Source organism: Desulfopila sp. IMCC35008, from assembly GCF_010646885.2.
In the GTDB taxonomy this organism is placed as follows: Bacteria; Desulfobacterota; Desulfobulbia; order Desulfobulbales; family Desulfocapsaceae; genus Desulfopila.
On sequence record NZ_CP050700.1, the window covers coordinates 593,228 to 611,131 of the forward strand.

14 protein-coding genes and 1 tRNA gene are annotated in these 17,904 nt (G+C 44.0%); 8 read left to right on the top strand and 7 right to left on the bottom strand.

The window, feature by feature from the left end; translation table 11 throughout:
• The first annotated feature begins 104 nt into the window (after positions 1-104).
• From GA520_RS02685 to GA520_RS02705, 5 genes are all read left to right on the top strand, one after another.
• On the top strand, positions 105-1,130 hold the full coding sequence (locus GA520_RS02685) for a bifunctional oligoribonuclease/PAP phosphatase NrnA (RefSeq protein ID WP_163340036.1): 1,026 nt from the start codon (positions 105-107) through the stop codon (positions 1,128-1,130).
• A 97-nt stretch (positions 1,131-1,227) separates the two neighbouring features.
• Positions 1,228-2,481, top strand: a complete 1,254-nt coding sequence (locus GA520_RS02690; RefSeq protein ID WP_163340037.1) for a glucose-1-phosphate adenylyltransferase family protein — start codon at positions 1,228-1,230, stop codon at positions 2,479-2,481.
• Positions 2,478-3,764 carry a glucose-1-phosphate adenylyltransferase family protein gene (locus GA520_RS02695; RefSeq protein ID WP_163340038.1) on the top strand — a complete coding sequence of 429 codons (1,287 nt, stop codon included), beginning with the start codon at positions 2,478-2,480 and terminating at the stop codon, positions 3,762-3,764. Before GA520_RS02690 ends, GA520_RS02695 begins: the two co-directional genes overlap by 4 nt.
• A gap of 35 nt (positions 3,765-3,799) precedes the next feature.
• Positions 3,800-4,933, top strand: a complete 1,134-nt coding sequence (locus GA520_RS02700; RefSeq protein WP_163340039.1) for a beta-ketoacyl-ACP synthase III — start codon at positions 3,800-3,802, stop codon at positions 4,931-4,933.
• Between the two features lie 363 nt (positions 4,934-5,296).
• Positions 5,297-5,372 (top strand) — tRNA-Arg (locus GA520_RS02705).
• Between the two features lie 119 nt (positions 5,373-5,491).
• Here GA520_RS02705 and GA520_RS02710 read toward each other — a convergent pair.
• The 7 genes from GA520_RS02710 to GA520_RS02740 all read right to left on the bottom strand — a co-directional run bounded on the left by GA520_RS02710 (position 5,492) and on the right by GA520_RS02740 (position 12,372).
• The gene (locus tag GA520_RS02710; protein WP_163340040.1) at positions 5,492-6,277 is read right to left on the bottom strand and encodes an NYN domain-containing protein; all 786 of its coding nucleotides are present in this window, start codon (positions 6,275-6,277) and stop codon (positions 5,492-5,494) included.
• A gap of 199 nt (positions 6,278-6,476) precedes the next feature.
• Entirely contained in the window at positions 6,477-8,192 is a 1,716-nt protein-coding gene (locus GA520_RS02715) for an AIPR family protein (protein WP_163340041.1), read from the bottom strand.
• Between the two features lie 64 nt (positions 8,193-8,256).
• On the bottom strand, positions 8,257-9,066 hold the full coding sequence (locus GA520_RS02720) for a site-specific integrase (RefSeq protein WP_240910242.1): 810 nt from the start codon (positions 9,064-9,066) through the stop codon (positions 8,257-8,259).
• A gap of 43 nt (positions 9,067-9,109) precedes the next feature.
• Positions 9,110-9,427 carry a hypothetical protein gene (locus tag GA520_RS02725; RefSeq protein ID WP_240910243.1) on the bottom strand — a complete coding sequence of 106 codons (318 nt, stop codon included), beginning with the start codon at positions 9,425-9,427 and terminating at the stop codon, positions 9,110-9,112.
• Positions 9,420-10,706, bottom strand: coding sequence for a hypothetical protein (locus GA520_RS02730; RefSeq protein WP_163340043.1), 1,287 nt, complete (start codon positions 10,704-10,706; stop codon positions 9,420-9,422). Before GA520_RS02730 ends, GA520_RS02725 begins: the two co-directional genes overlap by 8 nt.
• Before the next feature lie 88 nt (positions 10,707-10,794).
• On the bottom strand, positions 10,795-11,070 hold the full coding sequence (locus tag GA520_RS02735; RefSeq protein WP_163340044.1) for a hypothetical protein: 276 nt from the start codon (positions 11,068-11,070) through the stop codon (positions 10,795-10,797).
• A gap of 939 nt (positions 11,071-12,009) precedes the next feature.
• The gene (locus tag GA520_RS02740; protein ID WP_163340045.1) at positions 12,010-12,372 is read right to left on the bottom strand and encodes a hypothetical protein; all 363 of its coding nucleotides are present in this window, start codon (positions 12,370-12,372) and stop codon (positions 12,010-12,012) included.
• Positions 12,373-12,716: 344 nt separating this feature from the next.
• Between GA520_RS02740 and GA520_RS02745 the strand changes: the two genes are divergently transcribed.
• The 3 genes from GA520_RS02745 to GA520_RS02755 all read left to right on the top strand — a co-directional run bounded on the left by GA520_RS02745 (position 12,717) and on the right by GA520_RS02755 (position 17,889).
• Positions 12,717-13,055 carry a helix-turn-helix transcriptional regulator gene (locus GA520_RS02745; protein ID WP_240910244.1) on the top strand — a complete coding sequence of 113 codons (339 nt, stop codon included), beginning with the start codon at positions 12,717-12,719 and terminating at the stop codon, positions 13,053-13,055.
• 93 nt (positions 13,056-13,148) lie between these two features.
• Positions 13,149-14,210, top strand: a complete 1,062-nt coding sequence (locus GA520_RS02750; protein WP_163340047.1) for a tyrosine-type recombinase/integrase — start codon at positions 13,149-13,151, stop codon at positions 14,208-14,210.
• A 64-nt stretch (positions 14,211-14,274) separates the two neighbouring features.
• Positions 14,275-17,889, top strand: a complete 3,615-nt coding sequence (locus tag GA520_RS02755) for an ATP-binding protein (protein ID WP_163340048.1) — start codon at positions 14,275-14,277, stop codon at positions 17,887-17,889.
• Positions 17,890-17,904 lie beyond the last annotated feature (15 nt).

A 17,904-nucleotide genomic window follows, 5' to 3' on the forward strand; every position in this document is an offset into this window, starting at 1 on the left:
TAACACGGGAGGGGGGGATTGGTGAAAACTTTTTTTGGTTCCCATCCGGAGACTGTAGATGCTCCGGGACTTCTGTTGTACCCCTGATGTCACTGTTACCATGAATGGCTAAAGACAGGAAGAAGATAAACGGAGTGCTGCGACAGGCAAAAACCGCATACAGGAATACTGCAAAAGACAGGCTCCAGGCATTCTGGGACATATTTGACAAAGAAGATGATGTGCTGGTTGTAATTAATGCCGATCCCGACGCCCTGGCGAGTGCCCTGGCGGTAAAAAGGTTACTAAGGTACAGAACCAGAAAAGTTGATATTGCCCACCCCAACGAGATCCACCGACTAAATAATGTAGCCATGGTTGAACGGCTGAAGATTCCACTTGAGCGGTTGGGTAATGTAAAAACAGGAGATTATACAAAGATAGTGATGGTTGATTCCCAACCGTCGCACCTTCCCTGTTTTGACAAGCTGCAGATCGATGCAATTATCGATCATCATCCCATAAGTGGAGAATGGGATGTACCGTTTGTCGATATCAGACCAGATTATGGGGCAGTATCGACCATGATGGTAGAGTATCTTCGGGCGGCAGGCATGAAACCATCAGTTGCACTTGCGACGGCCCTGTTTTACGCTATTAAGGTGGATACCCAGGATTTTGAGAAAAAATCGTTGGTGGCTGATGGTATTGCGTTCAGGTACCTGTTCGATATAGCTAACAGAAATCTGGTACGTAAATTTGAATTAACTGATTTACGTAAATCAGAACTCAAATATTTTAACATTGCTCTTCAGGAACTCAAATATTCCAAGAGACGTTATTACTCTCACATTGGCAGAGTCCGCAGTCCTGATGTGTTGGTGATTATAGCTGATTTCCTGAACCATGTTGGGGAGATCGACTGGGTGTTCGTGTCAGGAGTCCACAATGAAAAACTCGTTGTAATCTTTCGTTGTGACGGGTACCGTAAAAGTGCTGGGAAACTCGCAAACAGGACCTTCGGGTCACTTGGTTCCGCCGGTGGGCATAAGGAAGCGGCCCGGGCAGAAGTACCGCTCAAAAAACTGGAACTGGGCGACAGGGAGTTTACCTCCGACAGTCTGAAGCGGCTGATCATGCGACACATATAACCGGCTCAAAAACTATTCACGGGATGTGGGCACCATTTGGGGTGGTGCCGACACTCCTTAACTCATGTACTGTCCGAGATGACCAAAGGGAGTTCAGATGCCTAAATCCACAACCTTGGCAATGGTCCTTGCTGGTGGGCGGGTCGATGAGCTGGATGTGTTGACCTACGGAAGGCCGAAATCAGCGCTGCCATTCGGTGGCTTTGGCAGGGTGATTGACTTCCCCCTCAGCAACCTGATGAATTCAGGTATCGAGCAGGTTGCTATACTCAGCCAATACCGAAGCTATTCCCTCATTAACCATATAGGAACAGGTGCTGCATGGGATATGCTGGGACGTAACAGAGGTGTTTCCATCCTCCCCCCGTATATCGGGTCCGACCATAAGGACTGGTATCGTGGGTCAGCTGATGCGATTCATAAAAATCTCGATTTTATTCAGTATCATGACCCCGAGCATATCCTTATCCTGTCCGGTGACCATATCTACAGAATGGATTACCGGGAGATGTTGCAGTATCACAAGGAAAAGGATGCAGACCTGACCATGGGTTTTGTCAAAGTCGGTAAGCAGCGTGCTCATCGTTTTGGCGTCGGAGCGATTGATACCGAGGATGGCGCAACCGGCGGCCGGTTGACCCAATACTGGGAGAAACCGGATGATCCTCAATCCGACTGGGCATCACTCACGGTCCTCTGTTTTAAACCTGAAGTCCTTTACAATATGTTGGAGCAGAACCAGCAGGAGAGCTCCTTTGAATTTGGCAGAAATATTGTACCGGCCTTGATGGCAGGGGGATACCGACTCTACGGATACAAGTTTTACGGGTATTGGGGATATACCAAGACCGTTGATGAATACTGGCAGTCGAATATGGATTTGCTGGGAGAAAACCCGAAGATCGATCTGGAGGAGTGGGGATTTCGGACGAATCTCGATCATCGGAATATCCGTGATTTCCAGCCGACGATTATCGGTGATTACGGGGCGGTTGAAAACAGCCTGATTTACAACGGCTGTCATGTGGAAGGGAAGGTTCGCAATTCCATACTTTTTCCGGGCGTTAAGATAGGTAAAAACAGCAAGGTAGAAAATTCCGTACTGTTCTTTAATAACGAAGTCGGGCGCAATTGCCGTCTCAGCAAGGTAGTGGCCGATGTGAATAATAGTTATGGGGAGGGCGTGATAATTGGTGCGGAAACCGGGCGTCAGGCCGGTAAAGTCAGTGTCGTTGGCTGGAATAACCAGATACCGGGGCAAACTGTGATCGGTGAAGGGGCGACCATCTGGCCGGAGCTGAAATCGAGCAACTGGAAAAAGGTTGTCGAAACGGGGGAGGTGCTCAAATGAAAGAGACGAAAGATGCACTTGTACTCCTTCTTGCGGGAGGTGTTGGCAGCCGTCTTAATATTTTGGTGCAAAGTCGGGCAAAACCGGCTGTACCGTTTGGCGGAATCTACCGGATTATTGATTTCAGCCTCAGTAACGTCGCCAACTCAGGACTCAAAAAGGTCGGGGTGCTGACCCAGTATAAACCTCTCTCTTTGATGAGTCATCTAGGCTCAGGTGAGGCGTGGGACCTGACCGGCAGAACACGTGGAGTAAAAATCCTGCCTCCAAGGACGGGTTCGAAAGACAGCGACTGGTACAAGGGTACCGCCGATGCTATTCGCAGGAATATAGATTTTATCGAGTCAAACCCTTCTGGTGAGGTACTGATATTATCCGGTGACCATATCTACCACATGGATTTTGATGCGATGATTGAATATCATCGTTCAAAAAAAGCCGACGTCACTGTGGCTATGATGGTGGTTCCGAAAAGTCAGATACATCAGTTTGGCGCGGGGATAACCGATTCAGAAAACAGGATTATTGAGTGGGAGGAAAAACCGCCCGTCCCACGGACCAACCTGGCATCCATGGGAATCTATGTGTTTGACAGACAGTACCTGCTCGATTCTTTGGCGAGGGATAAGGATGAAGTCGATTTCGGAATGCATCTGCTCCCCCATGCCATTGAAAACGATAATGTCTTTGCCTATCCATTTTACGGATACTGGCGTGATGTGGGCACCATCCAGTCCTACTGGGAGGTGAATATGGATATTATCCGGGGCGATAACGGCTTTTCACCACAGGAGTGGGAGATCCGGACGAATATTGAGGCCGAGGAGAGAACTACAGATCGTCCTCCGGCCCGCTATGGGGCACGTGCCCGATTGCAATGTTCGCTTATTTCTGCCGGTTGTAATATTCAGGGCACAGTAGTGAACTCGGTGCTTTCACCGGGAGTGGTTATAGAAGAAGGGGCGGTGGTCAGAGACTCCATCCTGTTCCAGGATTGTATTGTTCGAAAAGGTGCCGAAGTCGATCTTGCTATACTGGATAAGTTTGTTGAGGTGGGTGCGAATGCAGTTGTCGGCTCTGGAGACGGTCATCTGGAGGCAAGCATGTCATTTCCCAAACATCTCTATACTGGTATTTCCCTGGTCGGGAAGCGGGTTAAAATCCCGCCGGGAAAAAGGATTGGCCGGAACTGTATTATTAATTCCCACACCTATGTGGAGGCATTTCCCGAGGAAGATATCGCCGACGGAGAGACCCTCTACCCCAATGGTGAGGTGAGTTAAGCAATTACAATACTACAACCTGTTGCGGATTTACTATGTCAGGGATCGTAATAAGTGGAACCGGGGTGTATAATCCGCCCCATGTCATTACCAATGAAGAGCTTGTTGAGTCGTTTAACGCTTATGTTGATCGATATAATAGCGACAATAATACAGCGATAGCATCAGGCAAGCTTGAGCCACTTGAATATTCAAGCTGTGAGTTCATCGAGAAAGCATCCGGAATAAAGCAGCGTTATGTGGTCATTAAGGAGGGTATCCTTGATATCGACAGGATGATGCCGGTTGTTCCTCGCCGTCCAGATGAGCAGCTTTCCCTTACTGCCGAAATGGCAATAGAGGCAGGTCTTGAGGCTTTGCAGCGTGCAGGCCGTAAACCTGAGGATATCGACCTGGTTATCTATGGTGCGTCCACATCTGAAAGACCCTGGCCTGCGGTTGGGGTGGAAATTCAAAAGGAGCTTGGTTGTGTCGGGTATGCTTACGATATGACGGTTGCCTGTTCAACCGGCACTTTTGCTATCTCAGCAGCCTATGATGCCATTGTCTCCGGGACCGCTACCTGTGCGCTGGTGGTCAATCCTGAGTATACATCCCCGCAGATCAATTACCGTGATCGTGACAGCCATTTTATTTTTGGTGATGTGGCTACAGCCTGTGTTGTGGAGAAAGAAGAAGCTGCTCGAGGAAAGAACCTGTTTCGAATTACCAGCAGAAAACTGCAGACCCATTTTTCCAATAATATCAGGACGAATTCCAGCTACCTGACAAAGGTTGAGCCAGCTGTGACATTCGAGCGATTTTTCGAACAGGATCAGTTTTTTATCCAACAGGGAAGGAAGGTGTTCAAAGAATTGCTGCCCTTGATATGCAAACTTGTCAGGGCGCAGATGGCAGAGCTGGACGTTGGGATAGACCAGATTCGCAGGATGTGGTTGCATCAGGCAAATATCAATATGAATATGTTTGTTGCCCGTGACCTGTTGGGTCGTCCACCTGAGTTCATGGATGCCCCTGTTATTCTCAGTGAGTATGCAAACACCGCCTCGGCTGGCTCCATTATAGCCTTTCATAAATACCATGACGATTTTATTCCTGGTGAGATGGGCATTCTGTGTTCTTTCGGTGCAGGCTATTCCATCGGGAGTTTGTTCCTGCAGAAGGTCTAGTGAAAAGGAAGCCTTTGACTCTTCTTCATCCTGAAAATTCCCTCCGGGAATCTTCGATTTCGCAAGAGCTTTACCGTGCTTAAGATGTGTAAAATTTGTGTTGAGTGCAAGGTAAGGAGAAGATGTTTCGAGACTATCACGTATGATCCGTAATGGAAGGTACCATTTTGGCTCCTGGTGATCCTTGGGTGTGTTTTTCAGAATATCCCTCCCCTGGCGAGTATGGAGCGTGATGATATATTTGACTGGCAGTACGCTAGGTTAGGCGAGATCAGCTGGGGCAGGATATAAAATGTGCTTGACTGGTATCAGTAAAGCCTTTATATTCGCAGGGTTCAAAAGAACAGATCATTTCAGAATTTCGCCCTCGTAGCTCAGGGGATAGAGCACAGGATTCCTAATCCTGGTGTCGCATGTTCGATTCATGCCGGGGGCACCATGAATACTGTAAGGACTAATAAGTGATTTCAGTTTGTTAGTCCTTTCTTGTTTCATTTTGATAATCATTTAGAGTTTCATTTTAATGGTTTCGTGTGGGACTTTGTGTGAGAAGTGTCACTAGTTAACTCGCTTCCCTTTTATAAATACACCAGTCATTTTGTTGCCAGACGTTTTTCTTCGATCAAGATCGAACAGGTTAGTAGCCTCTACTAATTTGGATAAAGATGGATAGCCGTATGTTCGCGAATCAAAATCTGGATGTTGCCTTTTTATCAACCCACCACAAAGACCTAAATCAGCCCATCCATCTTCATCAGCATATTCTTGGACAGCGTTTATGAGAATTCGTATAAGTCGAGTGTCGCCTCTCAGGCTTGAATCTCCATAAAAGGGTTCTGGTGAATTATTCTCAGATTCTGGCTTGGATTGTTGGTCGCTGGCTGGTTGAATTTCTTCTGAATCGATGTCTCGTAGAACTTCCGTAAAAATAAAGTTATCACATGCATTTCTAAAAGATGTTGGAGTCTTTTTTTCTCCTACACCGAAGACATATATTTCTGACTCTTTAAGTCTGGATGCCAATTTTGTAAAATCGCTGTCACTTGATACGATTGCAAATGTATCAAACTTTTTTGTGTATAGTAAATCCATTGCATCAATAATCATTGCAGCATCTGAAGAATTTTTGCCTTGTGTATATGAAAATTGTTGTACAGGGGATATTGCCAACTCGTTCAACGGTTGCTTCCAATTTCGCAAGTGGGTTGAACTCCAATCGCCATATGCTCTTTTAGCAATGATATGTCCATGTTTTTTCAACTCTAAAAGTACAGCTTCTAGTACGGAAAATTGAGCATTCTCAGCATCGATAAGAACTACAATTTTCTTGTCTGATTTAATCACAAAATCACCATTAGATAATTATTTCTATTCCTAATCCTGGTGTCGCATGTTCGATTCATGCCGGGGGCACCATAGACATTCCAAGGACTAATTAGTGATTTCAGATTGTTAGTCCTTTTTTGGTTGATTGACAATGACGGATTAAAATGACCCAATATTTTCATGCGTGTTGATTTGTGTGTGATTTTCACATCTATCACTAATTTACACTTTTCATATGGTCTGTGTATGCCTTGAGTACCGTCTCGGTGTCAGATTCTGTTTTATATCTATTTTTATCCAGATTAATTCCCGAGTCTAACAGTAATCCAACAGCGCTTGCTATCAACTCTAGAGCCTTGTCCTCATCGGTCAGTATATCCTTCAATTCATCACAATCTTTTTCGAGCCTCTTGCTGTTAAACGGAGCAATATCTTTCCCCATTGATAGTAGTCGTACCAACAACATAATTAGGAATCTTGCTTTTTTTAGAGATGAGTCAATGTCGCCACTTCTGAAAAACTGCTCCAGCCTGAAGTAACAAAGAGCGCTGACATAATACGGGACACAGAGATGGTCGCTAGCAAATATCTTTCCAGCAAAACGTTTAACAATGGTTCCATAATAAGCTGACACTAAATGAGGTGACTCCAAAAACATTGAGGCAAAACATTTAATCTGAATTGGTATAGAAATAATCTGAGTCTTCTTAATTCCAGCTATAGAGTTATATTGTTGTGACCTTCTTTCGTAATACAATTTGACTCTTGATGAATGTTCTGCCATGTAATGCAATTCTAATTTTTTCTGAAATGCATTAAGGGCTTCTAGTTGCTCAGTTTTGACTTCAGTTTGGCTATTTGTTGCAAGAGTAATTTTAGTTTTGACTTCGTCATTATCTGTAACGATAATCCTAATTGGTATGGAAACATTATCAATTTCTTGGAAATCCTGGCAAGCATGTAAAACATTGCTTGTTTGGCAGCCGTTCACAACCTGATAATCCCTGATGGTAAAACGGTTTGCTGCTGGTGTTATCGAGCCAGCAACTACTGTGACTCCATTGTTTAGAACACAGAAAAGGTCATATTCTTTGTTTTCAAGAGTTTCTTGAATTTTGTTATTTACGGCATTAGGACCTTGGAAATCTCTAATATTATCGTCGAATATATTGTAAATAGTTCTGTTTTCATCTTGTATCAATTTGAGGTATTCCGTGAATGGTAAAATTCCAAGGTAAGACTCTGATATTCCATTGATGTCTGGGAGTGTGATTTTGCTTTCGAATTTAATCGTTGATGATAATTTATTCTGCGTTTCTCGATATAGTCTTTGAACTTCTTGCGCTCCCAATGGTGTAAAAACAATAGAATCAAAAAGGCCTGATTGCTCAATTTCTTCGACTCCTGATTTAATGATAGCAGTTAGGTTCCTGTCTCCAACCCACTTCCCTGTGCAAGCATATAATATCTGACAATTCGGGAGCCTATTTACCATATGAGAAGACATGGAAATTAGTTTTTCCCATATTAGTTTGAATCTTTTTATGGTGGAATTTTGTTCTAACTGAGGGGTCTCTGATATAAAATCTTTAATACCATGAATGAACGTCCCGATATCCGATCCGTTAAAAGAAGATGATGTCTTTGACTGAATGAAAATAATATCAGCATCAAGGTGGCCAGATGTTTCGACGATATCCTCCAATTCATCCTCATCTGTTACTTGGCGGCCATTTACAATTAAGCACAACCCGTCAATACCACAATCATTACCACCACCAGAATGAATAGTATCTACTTCAAAGCTGCCCCTGTAATGTTTTGATACCACACAATAGTTTGTAAAATGTTCAAACTGTTTATCGGCACTCAGGTGTGCTATTTCGAAATCTTCAGAGAATGTCTTCAAAAGAGATGATGTTATTCTATCCATTGGTTCTATCCTTATAGGAGTGGTTATCAATAAGATTTGACGACGTATAGTTGGGACAAATTAATTATCTAATCACCCTAGCTTGTTGAAACTTGGCAATAGCCTCGATCTTGTTATTCCCTAGAGAATGAATGTATCCTTCTGTTGTTTTGCGGTTTTCGTGGCCTAGTAATTCTTGTATGTGAGAAATTGGTATTCCAAGAGACTCCATGAAACTTGCACCTGCGTGTCTAAAAGGATGAAATCGAAAATACTTTACACCTGCTTTCTCACAGAGTGACTTCATAAACTTCTTTCTATCTTTATATGGGCCTACAACAACTTTGCCTAAATTTCTTGAGAAAAACTTATGCCAGAATACCCATGGAACTGAAATATCACGCTTATCATACCTATGCCTAAGAACGCTGTACAGGTTCTCAGTCATAGGTATGATCCTGGGAGTCTTTGTGCCATGTTTCTTCTTTCTCGTGTACAAAGTAACGGTCTTGTTTTTGAAATCTATATCATCCCAAAGAAGATTGTTAATCTCTCTTGAGCGAGCGAACGTATCTCGAAGACACCACAGATAGTCTTTTTGATCGGGGGAGGCTATCTCAAAAACCTTGTCAATATCTGCCTCAGATGGAACGTAGATAGCTTTCTTTTCAACTCGTAAGGTATCAACTCTTGATGCAGGATTGTCAGTGACATATCCCTTTTTGATTCCCCAGTTGAATAGAGAACGTAGGTACCTAATGTCTTTATTTGCGGTTTGATTAGATATTTTCGCTCTTTCATCCCTCTGTTCAGTTATTAGTTCAATTGTTATTTCACCGCAAGTTAAACCTGACCATCTTTTTGCCCATCGTCTACCATGGTAAACCGTGTCCATGTAATGCTCATGTGAAAGATTTTTCACTTCATCCAGGCGAAGGTTAAGGAGTGTCAAGAAGTCCATGTCGGTTGAGATCGGCTTGCTCAACTCTGATCTTTTTTGCTGTTCCGCTTTGTTGGCTTCTCGCTTGGTTTGGAACCATGCTCTGGTGTACCTCTCTCCCTTCAGCATGAAATCGAACCGCCACCCCTTTTTCTCCACAAAATAAACGCTCATATAATTTCTCCTGAGGGGGGAAGAACATTCTTCCCCCAATCTTGATACCGCCTAGCTTTTTATGGTTCTTGCTTACCCAGGACAGACTTTGATTAAAAATTTTTGCAATGTCTGCTGCCTTGAGTAGTTCCAAATCAGGCATATGGTTCTCCTTCGGTGGTTTCAAAACCATATGGAGTGGGGTAAACACCATACTCAGGGTGATCGGGTTTAAGGGTGTGGAGTGCAGAAACAGATTCAAATACTTCGCGCTTCTTTTTATCTACCTTTTTAATGAAACCTGGTTCGTCATAGCGATACAGGTTAATAAGATCTTCTTCAATTACGTACTTTGAAATGTCTACAATATGATCAAGGTCCTCTGAGTTTACGCCATAGAAGGCTGCAATACTCATTGCGATTCCTGCATACTGCTTTCGTAATGCGCTAAGGTCTTTTTTAGGTCTAGGTTTTTGTTGTGTAATATGCTTATCGCCAACCCATCGTACCGAATTGACTATATTCCAAAATTCAGAATTTTTTGATCTGGTGTGATGATTATTTGAATACTTTACAGGCTTTGAACAGTGGCGGGCTCTATCAGTAGTGCAAAAGTGCCAGATTGAATTCAGGCTAGAGTTTAGGTCGTTTAGTGTATCAACACTACTGGCTAACTCATCTTCCTGTTTGAGGGTTTTTAGAAGTTTCCGATGTAGCTTAAATTCAATACGGGTTACTGGTTTTTGGGAAAAGTGAGAAACTTCCCAGAATTCAGTGAAAGTTTCTTGTTTATTGCCAGAACGAGAAATCTCAAAAACTTTATCGTAAATTGTGAGAGAGCAAGAATCACGCCCAAAAGTAATGCCAGTAAGATTACGATTCTCTTTATAAACATCAAACTTTCTAGCACGTTTAATCCAAAAATCCTCATCATGAACATTAATGTCACCAATATATAGTCCTACAATATCAAGAGCTAGGTGGACTTCGGAAATAATTTCTTTTTCTACTTTGCCTCCGAGTAAATGAAGCCACTTAATAAAACGATCGTAAATTATGTTGTAACCTGGGGCCCAGCATGATTCCGAACCGATCTCTAATCGAACATTAGGTACATCCCCTTCAGCAGAACGGTTATTGATAAATAGCCGGAGGTCACCACTTAAGAGGCGGTAACTGTACAATTTGATGCCTATACGTTGGACGTTCCAATCAAAACCACCCGGGCAGTGGTAAGGATATTCATGGTCATTATCAGTTTTTTGGAGGGACTCTTTGATACTAGCAATTTCATCAAGGAAGGTGTCATCTTGCCAAGAAACCCAAAAGGATACTTTCAGAGTATCAAGGTTATTGGCTAGAGTATAGGGGCATAAGATTCGGGCTTGCCCCTTTGTAGATTGCTGATTCTTGACTTTAACCGAGTTGTTGTCTACATTCATATTAACTCCTTTAACGATATGGGGTTCTAGCCTTCTTTCTGATCCGCTTCCGCCAAGATACAGGTCAGTTGGGAGGCTTTTTCGTTTTCTATTCTTTGACTTTCAACACATCATTGGTTTTTGATTTCAGGGTCCTGATTCGTTTAGACCAGGCTCCCATGTTCTCTTTTAAATTCCTAATCAAAAGAGAGAACTGAAATAAACCTACCATCTCACACTCTTCAAGTGTTTCAACTCCAACTTCTATTAAGTTGGCCATCAAGCGCTGACGAGGCATATCAGCTGTTTTGGCTAATTGGTCAAGTCGTTCTAAAACATCAACTGGACAATCAAAGGATACTTTTCTAGTTTCTTTTGCTTTCATAAACTCTCCATGAATACATAGTATTCTTATGTGTGTTAAAATCTTTTACAGAATACTCTGGATGGTGTCAAGTGGAAAATCCTTGCTCCTACCTTGCGAATTGTTTCTGTACTCTTACGAGAGTTCATTTGCGCTTCGGTGAGGGTACTAATCAATGTATAAAAAACAGCCTTTATACATTGATTAGTACCCGAGTATGTTGCTTGGGTTGAGGTCATTCTTTGTTTTTTGGTGTTGCGTTCGTTTGCTCTCTCTGGAGAGCGGCCTCACTTAAAAGTGGTTAGGTGTTGATTGAAAGCGTTCTACACCGAGGTTTTGGTTACCGAAGTTGAATGCTTCTTCCATTGTTGTAAAGGGGCCGTGTACTGTGATCTCGTCGCAGCTACCTTCTGTTAACACCCAGTCGTTTAAGTTGAAGCTGCTATTGCCGGTTTCTAATAATTCGTATAAGACGGATTCGGTAACTTGACGGACCATACACGTTACAGTGTTGGTTTTCTGTTGGAAGCCAAAGAAAACGTTTTCGAATAGTTGGTCGATATCAGGGGACACTGTGTTTTTTTTGGCGTGTATTTTTTGCTTAATGTTTCTTTGTATTTTCCTTTTATTACTCATAGGATACCTTTAATGTTTAATTAAAAATTAGGTAGATGACTATAGTCGGCAAAAGTGACGTTAGGTGGTCGACAACGTACTATTAAGAGGTGTAATGAGTGTGGGAAACTGTGTGTGAAAAAGGTCAGACCGAGATGGAATGACGAGAGTTTTGCCAAAAAAGAATATAATGTATTCTTGAATATGATATGTGAATACAGTATGTTAAGAGTTTTAATGTTGTGAGGGTGCTGATTCCTAATCCTGGTGTCGCATGTTCGATTCATGCCGGGGGCACCATAAATAAAGGGTTTTTCAAAATGTAGTAGTCGTCGACGTTGACTACTACATTTCGAAAGGCCTTTTTTTTTGTTTACATCTAGCTGTGCAACCTTGCTTCCTGGTAGCCTCTATGGCCTCACCGGTCTCCTTGAGGACATTGGAGAATTCCTCCATTAGTTCGGAATCGGGCTGCTTACCGGTTGGGGGCAGGGGAACGAAGGCACCACCACAGAGATTGGCGATGTATTGGGCGATAGGATAGGCACGCTCTGATGAACCATCGTCTTCAGCAATCATGCTGATGGATGGTACGCAGACGGGCCAATGGGCCGAACTTGCCGGTGGCGTATTCATCCTCGGTTTCGGGGGACCGACACCAGCTTCGAACCAGTTGCGGAGATACGGATAAACGCCGAGCTGCTTCAACGGCATCACCGCGTTTGAGCACCATGTCCATCACTTCGTAGTCGCTAGGGCGTTTCGATTCACGTGGTATCACTACTTCTCCTTGTAAGGAAAAAACGGTGATAATTGCCACTGTGTGGTGGTAATACCTTTAATTTGTTTGCAAAAACGTCCGACCTCTGTTGTAATGCGTTTTGTAGCTCCCCAGCTATAACGCCCGCATCACGCTCAGAGGACGGGATTTCTTTTTTCTTCCTATCTTCAGGCCGCGTCGGGCCATATTTCGTTTTCAGGCTTTTCAATCAGGGAGGCGATAAACTCACGGATGTTCCGGTTTTGTGAAGTGCCCTTAATTACACGGTAAAATGTCGCCAAAAGATGTTGCAGAAAGATTACAGGTGAACAAATCACAAATAACAAGGTGGCGGAATGAAGACCTCATGCCACGTGATGGAACAGTGAACAAGATTTGTGAACAGTTCGGCTGTTCCTTTAACTGGCTGAAATATGGTGAAGGAGAAATGTTTCAGTCTACAGAGGGCGAAGGAATCTCTTCCGAGATCGATCCGGAAACCTTCGGCGACATCCAAAAGTGGCTTAACGACCAGGAAAAAGAAAAACCGGGCTTTAACAATTGGTTCAAAATTGAATTTCGGAATCGCTTTCCGGAGTTTGATAAGTGGGAAAAGAAGAAAGAAGAGTAAGGGAGAGATATTTATCGATTAGGGCGGATTCAGGGCTTGATGTTTCGATTATATCGTAGAGATAAAAGGTGGTCTAAAAGATAGGAAAACGTTTTGTCCGTTCGTCCCCACCCCAAAAAAGGCGAAGGTTGGTGGATTATCGATTACTACCCTGACGGTCGGAAGGGTAAAAGGGTACGTTTCCCCCTTAAAGGAACGAAGGGTGAAGCTCTAGCTATGGAGCAGGATCTCCGCAGATCTCCCGGCCAGGTTAAGAACGAAACCTCTCCATTAATAAAAGATCTCATATCTCCCTGGTTAGAATATTACAAAAACGAGGTCGCACCCTCCACATACGCCGATGCAAGAAACTCCCTCGCGCATTGGCTCCCCATTTTCGGCTATTACAAACCAGCCAATATCACGCAGAAATCTATAAACGATTATAAGGCAGTAAGACTTGAGCATATATACAATGAAAAAGCTGTAGAAAGGGGAGAAGAACCGAGATACATAAAAAAGCGAACCATCAACAAAGAGCTCAGCTACCTTTCTTCATGCCTGAAATGGGCAGTTCAAAATGGTTACTCCAACGAGCTTCTTTTCCAGATCAGAGGCTTTCCAACCAAACAGATAAGGACGCAAAAACCAATCGTCTTGGCAGCCAGACAGATGGCCAAAATGTATGAGGTCATCGAACCAGAGTATAAGTTACTCTTCCTCCTCATGGCCGATATGGGCCTTCGCCGTGAAGAAGCGTTGAAAGCTACTGCTGAAGATGTGGACGAGTTTCACGAAACTCTCTCTGTTTTCGGCAAAGGCAATAAAGAACGAATCCTACCCTGGACGACTGATCGTTTTGCAGAGGAGCTAAAGAAGACACTCGATAAGCGACAGTCTGGTTATCTTTCAATAAATCAGAGAACGGGAAAGAGACTCGTACAGATTCGGAAAGTTTTCTACCGGGCCGGAAGAAATGCAGGATTAAATCGAGATGTGAATCCTCACTTGTTACGGCATAGCTGTTTGACAGACCTTGCGAGAAAGGGGATGTCACCTCATGCATTGCAGCAGTTTGCGGGGCATAGCTCTATCGAGACTACAAATAAAATCTATGTACATATTCGTAGTGATTATGTGGGTGAAGAGGTGAGGCGTTTGAGGAGGCAGAGATGATGCATGTCAGCCTTTTGTGCATTTTCATTATTGTATTTTGAAGGTTACTTTAGTTCCGCATCGTATGAAAAAAAACATCACCAGCCTAGTACGCAGGTTTGCCGGAAGCCTCAACAACATCGCGGCTTTGCTAGAAAGTAAAGACCGCTACGCCGATACGCAATCGAAGTTCGTGGATCTCGCGCCAACTGATGAGGCCGACAAGGATGACGTGTATTCCGAAGCGATTCTGTTTGCGACGAACAATGCGAAGGTCTCCAATATTGCCCTAACCGGCCCCTATGGGTCGGGCAAGAGCAGCATCATCCAGTCCTTTTTGAAGAAGTATCGGCAGACTGCGCTTCATATCTCTCTCGCTGCGTTCGTTCCCGAGGCGGATAAAGGTGACGCGGAAGTGAGCCGTCAAGAGATTGAGAGAAGTATCCTGCAGCAGATGCTTTATGGTGCTGACGCAAATAAACTTCCATTGTCGCGGTTCAAAAGAATTCAGTCTCCTGGTATTTGGTCGATCTTTAAATCTCTTTACATAATGCTTGGAATTCTCGCTTTGTGGTACGTGTTTCATCAGCGAGAAGACATCATCAGCGGCACTTTTTTCGTTCCGCTCTCGCTCAGCAATTGGCTCAACCTCGGAATTGTCGTGCTAGCGGTAACATTCCTGTGGGTGACTCTGCATCACTTTTATGTCGCGAGTTTCGGTCTGTCACTCAAGAGCATCTCGTTAAAGGACGTTGAGATTAAGCCTGCACATGATGATCAGGCGTCCATATTGAACCGTCACTTAGACGAAATAGTCTACTTCTTCCAATCAACCGCTTACGATCTTGTAATCATTGAGGATCTAGATCGATTTAACAATACCGAGATTTTCGTCACACTGCGCGAAATTAATAGCCTCGTGAATGAGAACGCAGGTGTGAAACGCACCATCAGATTCCTCTACGCCCTTCGCGACGACATGTTTGTCAACACCGATCGAACCAAGTTCTTCGAATTTATCATTCCCGTCATACCAATCATCAACACATCGAATTCGATCGACATGGTATTGGAGCAGGGAAGAAGACTTGAGCTTGATGGACGCCTTGATCGGCAGTTTCTGAGAGAAGTCTCACGATACCTGAATGACTTGAGGTTGATTCAGAACATCTTTAATGAATACGCCATTTATGTGGCTAATTTGGAAACTGATGGAGAGAAACTGCTCGACGCTAACAAGCTCCTTGCGATCCTGATCTATAAAAACTTTTATCCAAGGGACTTTGAGCGCCTGCACCGCGGCGCGGGTACCCTCGCCGAAATATTGAACCGCCAAGACGAGCTCATTGTGCTTGGTGAGGACACTTATAGGACCGAGATCGTGGAGCTCGAAAAGTGGCTTGAAGTCGCCGAGCGACAGACGCCTTCAAACCTGAGAGAGTTGCGGCAAATCTACGCTATGGCTCTGATTGAGTTGTTTCCAGCGGATGCCCGCAGTGTCAGTCTTGATAATCGAACATGGATCGCGCTTCCTCAGCTGGTCGCGTACGATGCGTTTGATCAACTGATTGTGGCTCCACGGCTATTCTTGCGTAACATCCATAATCAACAACATCAGGTCGATGTTTCTAAATTGCAAAACGAGGTGGATTCTCAGAAATCCTACCAGCAACGCAAAGAGGAGATCGAAAGCAAGGCGGCCGATAATAAGAGTAAGAGATTGCGCAGAATAAGTGAACTTAGATCAAAGATTGCAACGTTGCGTACGACTAAGCTCAATGAGCTGTTACGTTTAAACGCCGACCTTGTGCAGGATCATTTCGAAAACTTCGGGCAAAACGGAGAGCTTGCTCGTTTTCTGATCCTGGAAGGCTATCTCGACGATACCTACTACCAATACACTTCACTCTTTCACTCAGGTCGTTTGTCGCCCAATGACAACAAGTTTCTGATTCAGATACGGGCATTCGTCACGCCTCAGCCAGGTTTTCCGATCGATAATCCGAAAGAGGTCATCGCAGCGATGCGAGATGAAGACTTCCTGCAAAGCTATGTCTTGAATGTTAAGCTTGTTGATAGTCTCCTGAATGACCGGAGCCGTTATCTCGACCAAACGCAGAAGCTTTTCGAGTTTCTCTCGTCCGAATTCGAGAGTTGCGAGGACTTTTTCGATGCCTATTACACCAGTGGCCGCGATGTTGTAGGACTTCTTTCGGGACTAGCCAAAGCTTGGAAAGGTCTAGTCCCAACTGTCATTGCTAGCCCTAACAATCTCTCCCACATCACCCAGCTGGTCTCGAACCTACCGGAAACCTCGCTTAAAACGCTCGCAAGGGATTTTGACGAGTTATCGGAATTTATTTCGACGAACCTTCCAGAGATTCTGGTGAATTCACCCGAACTAGAACCAGGACGTCTTGCATGTCTCAACTTTGAGATCAAAGACCTAGCTGCAATCAAAGAACATTCTGAAATTGTACACGCCATGTTCGAGGAGGGGCTTTTCGAACTCACGATCCCGAACCTGGAGTACGTCTACCAAGCAATTTTGGGAGAGAGCGATCTTGAGCCACTACGTGAGAGGAACTTCACGACCATACTTTCGACGAACAACACAACCTTGATTAAGCGCGTCGAACGCGATTTCAACAGCTACTTACATGACATCCTTTTAGAGCTTCAAGGGAATTCAAAAGAGGATATCCCCGCTATTCTTGCTGTAGTTCACCACGATACGCTTGATCAAGAAGATCTTCGAGAGTTTCTTGGACGGCAGACGACCCTGCTTCCAACCCTAGAGGATGTGCCTGAGAGGTTGCACTCGATGCTGTTCCAGTTAGGTAAAATCGAACCTACTTGGATGAACTGTCATTATTTTATTGAAGGTGAAGGGTTCGAGGAGGAGAGCCTAGTTAGCTATCTTGATAGAGATGTTGTCCGTGCGGCTATTTTGAAATATCCCATACCAAGCGACTCGGATTCACTGAGGCTGCGTCAGTTCCTCATCAATGCAGGCTCGCTGTCTGATGTTAGCTATAAAGAATATGCACATGCTTTTCCTAGTACTTTCAAAAACTTTCCTGTAGGGCTTGAGTCAGACAAGCTTCGAATCCTAATAAGTGAGGAAAAAATCACATTTACTACGGAGAATTTAGGCGCGCTCACTGACAACAGGGATTTGCAGGTACTATTTGTCGTGGCTAACATCAAAAGATATCTGGCGGACCCTGATAGCTTTGGGCTGGACGACGATTTTTTGGAAGATCTTCTTCGATCTGAAATTAATTATGCATCCAAGCTCGGGATAGTTGAATTGATGGACCTAGAAGCGCTTGTGGACATTCCCGAACGATCAGCACTCATCGGCTCGATTCTTGTAAACAGCGACGCAATTATATCCTCTCTCAATGGGACTATAGCGCAATCCCTGATTACGCATTCGACGCCCATAGCGACGCAAATATCACTCTTTAATAAATATAACTCGAGTTTGACGGATGATGAAGTGCGTCATGTCTTGGCCAATCTACCGAAACCATTTTCTGAAATAAAAACTGGGTACAACACGCCGAGACTAAAAAACACTCCAGAGAATCAAGATTTAGTCAGATGGCTTAATTCAAGAAACATTATTTCGTCATGGAGTGAGAATAGTTTATTCACTGACGAGATAAGAGTGAATCTCTACAGGCGCGCATAAGGGGAAATTCGGGAT

Coding starts and splice junctions, on each gene's coding strand:
- GA520_RS02685 (WP_163340036.1), top strand. CDS start 105: ATGGCTAAAGACAGGAAGAAGATAAACGGAGTGCTGCGACAGGCAAAA.
- GA520_RS02690 (WP_163340037.1), top strand. CDS start 1,228: ATGCCTAAATCCACAACCTTGGCAATGGTCCTTGCTGGTGGGCGGGTC.
- GA520_RS02695 (WP_163340038.1), top strand. CDS start 2,478: ATGAAAGAGACGAAAGATGCACTTGTACTCCTTCTTGCGGGAGGTGTT.
- GA520_RS02700 (WP_163340039.1), top strand. CDS start 3,800: ATGTCAGGGATCGTAATAAGTGGAACCGGGGTGTATAATCCGCCCCAT.
- GA520_RS02715 (WP_163340041.1), bottom strand. CDS start 8,192: ATGGATAGAATAACATCATCTCTTTTGAAGACATTCTCTGAAGATTTC.
- GA520_RS02720 (WP_240910242.1), bottom strand. CDS start 9,066: ATGGACACGGTTTACCATGGTAGACGATGGGCAAAAAGATGGTCAGGT.
- GA520_RS02725 (WP_240910243.1), bottom strand. CDS start 9,427: ATGCCTGATTTGGAACTACTCAAGGCAGCAGACATTGCAAAAATTTTT.
- GA520_RS02730 (WP_163340043.1), bottom strand. CDS start 10,706: ATGAATGTAGACAACAACTCGGTTAAAGTCAAGAATCAGCAATCTACA.
- GA520_RS02735 (WP_163340044.1), bottom strand. CDS start 11,070: ATGAAAGCAAAAGAAACTAGAAAAGTATCCTTTGATTGTCCAGTTGAT.
- GA520_RS02745 (WP_240910244.1), top strand. CDS start 12,717: ATGTCGCCAAAAGATGTTGCAGAAAGATTACAGGTGAACAAATCACAA.
- GA520_RS02755 (WP_163340048.1), top strand. CDS start 14,275: ATGAAAAAAAACATCACCAGCCTAGTACGCAGGTTTGCCGGAAGCCTC.